Here is a 3,199-nt window from a genome sequence, read left to right on the forward strand (position 1 = left end):
TACAAGAGTATTTTGTACGCAGATCCATGTTTTCTCAAACTTTGCAACAGAACCAGGGAAATTATATAAACGTGCGCGCTTACGCATACATGGATCTGTGGATGTATTGAACAACATAGCTCGTGTGTTACATCGTGAATTGGGTGTAGGCTTAAAACGAATACAAACAGACGGGAAAATACCGCAAGCAAAACAAATTTATTATCAATCCAAAAAGGAAATTCCATTAATACTGGAGTTTGCTGGAGCAACAGAATCCTTACATAGATTTTATGATTTTCGCCTCGGTTATATCTGTACAAATGAACTAAAGAGAGTATAGAGTTTATGGCATTGCAGGTAAAAAAGGCTTATATCATATATGATATTGTAGACCTCGTTCTTCTCACAGAGATATAGATGCTCCTTCAATGAAAGAGAATGGTAAAGATATATAAAAAGGAAAAGGAAATATCCCATTGCTGAAATCCACATTATTTGCTATACTAACAGAGCTTTCGAGTAGCGTTTTACTTGTTCTAGACGAGTATGTACTTGCTGACAAAAAGACTTGGTGTATCCAAGTCTTTTTGTTTTTTTATAGTTAAGTTTAATTAGTATCAGAATGAAGATATTTTTATTCCTTCCTCAAAAAGGGCTAAAAACAACGTGATGATTTTTGTTTTTTAAAAATATTCAGAATTATAATGCCGTTTTTAACCTATCCAATTATTCTATTATATTCTTCTTGGATGGTTTGTAGTTGTAGACTCAAACCTTTTGCAAGTGATGCCATCCTGGGCTCTTGTTGCAACATGAGTAACAATTGAGATACTTCTAAAAGCATTTGATGGACTTCATATGCTTCTTCTGTAGGCACATACCCAGAAATATAACGAAGGATAAGCATAGACTCAATGATGCTCATTTTCCGATCGATTTCTTGTAATAATTGATTAGAACTATCAGACAATGATTTGTTCAATATACCAATCCTCTCCTTTGTTTTCTCTACAGGAAGAAGACGGCTATGCAATAGCTTCTTCTTGTGCAAGTTAAAAGATTGAAAAGAATGATACTTTTTTTGTATTCTATACCAATTATAATGCTTACACAAGAACATTTGTGATTTTTATTTGATTCAAATGAGTTAACCCATGTTAACTAGGTTAACCTAAGTTATATCAAAGTTAACTTTAAAGGAGATTTGAATTGGGAGGAATGAAATTGAAAATGAACAACAACAGATGTATTATCTGATTATCATTATATATTTCAGTTTTGATCATGTTGATACAACCAATCTATATGAAATGAATGGTTTTGTATACCAACTGTATACTAACTCATTTGAAACAAACTCTTCAGATTAGCTAATAAACGTTTTTAATTTATATGGAGTAGAAAAACATGTAAACGAATTAAAACGAATACACAGCCCTATAAGCACCCTTAAAAAATTGAAGATATTTTTCTAATAAAAGAGAATTGCATTTTCGGTATAATTCCCGTAAGGTAGGCGCATACCATACAAAACATACATAGGAGTGTGATACACAATGAAACCCATTTTCAAAACAAGTATAGCCATAACGATGTTCTCTCTTTCCCTCATGGGATGTCAGTCACTACAAGCACAGCCAAAACAAACATCTTCACTAACCGAACAACAAGTTATGGCAGATGCTTGGTATCAAACGGCTGGAGAAGTCAAAGCGCTCTATCATCAAGGATATAATATAGGGAAAATGAAATTAGACGCGGCACTTGCGAAAGGTACCGAGAAAAAGGTTGCCATCGTTTTAGATTTAGATGAAACGGTCGTGGATAATAGTCCGTATCAAGCCATGACAGTAAAAGAGAAGAAAGGGTTTCCTTATAAATGGGAGAAATGGATTCAACAAGCGAAAGCAGAAGCTCTTCCTGGTGCCGTTCCTTTTTTACGATATGCAAATGAAAAAGGTGTATCGATTTACTACATTTCCAATCGTAAACAAGATCAGTTAGATGCTACTTTACAAAACTTACAGAAACTGCATATCCCGCAAGCTGATAAAGAGCATGTCTTATTGCAAGGAAAAGAAGAAAAAGGGAAGGAAGAGCGAAGAAAAAAAGTTGCGTCAGAATATGATATTGTTTTATTCTTTGGAGATAATTTATCTGATTTTACCGGATTTGATGAAAAATCTGTACAAGATAGAAATCAAGCTGTAGAAGAGATGCACGAAGTATTTGGAGAAAAGTTTATTATGTTCCCAAATCCAATGTATGGGGATTGGGAATCCGCTTTATATCAATACGATTTCAAAAAGTCAGATACTGAAAAAGATAAGCTCCGTAAAGATGCATTGCATGTATTTGAAGATGCGAAATAATAGAAGTATTAAGACAAATAGATACATGTTTGCTATTATATTTTATAAGCTGTGGTAAGCTGTCACTTGGAAGATTGAGCGCATTCGCTCAATCTTTTTTCATATTTTTTACTATCCCATGATTTAATTGCAACATATGGTGAATACAAACTGCCTATCAAGGGGATTTCCTTGATGGTAAATTGCTGATGTATCAACGATAGAGGACCTCTATCCCGATATTTATATTTTAAACAAACGTTTGATTCGGCATCCTTCGTACGAAACCCATACGGATTCGCTACAATTCGTCAATGTTTTTATATATTTTTTGAGAAAGGAATTCTCGTATGTATAAATCTAATTTCGTTGCTTTCTTACTATTCATGATCTCTTTTTCTTGTTACGTCATCTATGTAACCAAAAACCCGCTCTATTTGCATCCAGTCGTTTTATTATCTATTATGTTGATTACAATTATAGGTATCATTCTTTTTAGTGATTTCTATGATACAACTTATATGAAATATATACTTCTCATGGGATTGTTTCTGTATCTCATTCTTATATGTAGTACAATGCTAAACATCATATGAGTGTAGGTGTACAGTACAATAACATACCAATAATTTTTTTACTTGAATCCCTTTCATTGGCCCCATAGGATAGGTGACAAATACAATCACTCCATTTTTATTGCCTGGACCAATTCTATGTGCGTCACCTTTTTGTTTTCATACATATTTATACTTCAAACAACACACGCTATTATACATACCAATTCTTAACAGAAGGAGTGTATATGAAAGCGGGTTCTGTTGCAAAGTTTAAAAAATAGAGACCGGATTATAAAGTGGCGTTTGGGT

Annotated in this window: 2 protein-coding genes and 1 pseudogene; 2 read left to right on the plus strand and 1 reads right to left on the minus strand. The window is 33.5% G+C overall.

Going from position 1 to position 3,199, the window contains the following annotated elements:
* Positions 1-322, plus strand: a pseudogene (locus AB3X49_RS20100) (hypothetical protein); the annotation flags it as partial.
* 378 nt (positions 323-700) lie between these two features.
* Here the strand turns inward: AB3X49_RS20100 and AB3X49_RS20105 are convergent.
* Positions 701-964 carry a hypothetical protein gene (locus AB3X49_RS20105; protein WP_367964323.1) on the minus strand — a complete coding sequence of 88 codons (264 nt, stop codon included), beginning with the start codon at positions 962-964 and terminating at the stop codon, positions 701-703.
* A gap of 574 nt (positions 965-1,538) precedes the next feature.
* Between AB3X49_RS20105 and AB3X49_RS20110 the strand changes: the two genes are divergently transcribed.
* On the plus strand, positions 1,539-2,354 hold the full coding sequence (locus AB3X49_RS20110; protein ID WP_367964325.1) for a 5'-nucleotidase, lipoprotein e(P4) family: 816 nt from the start codon (positions 1,539-1,541) through the stop codon (positions 2,352-2,354).
* Positions 2,355-3,199: the final 845 nt, after the last annotated feature.

Source organism: Bacillus sp. C30, assembly GCF_040838255.1.
Classification (GTDB): domain Bacteria; phylum Bacillota; class Bacilli; order Bacillales; family Bacillaceae_G; genus Bacillus_A; species Bacillus_A mycoides.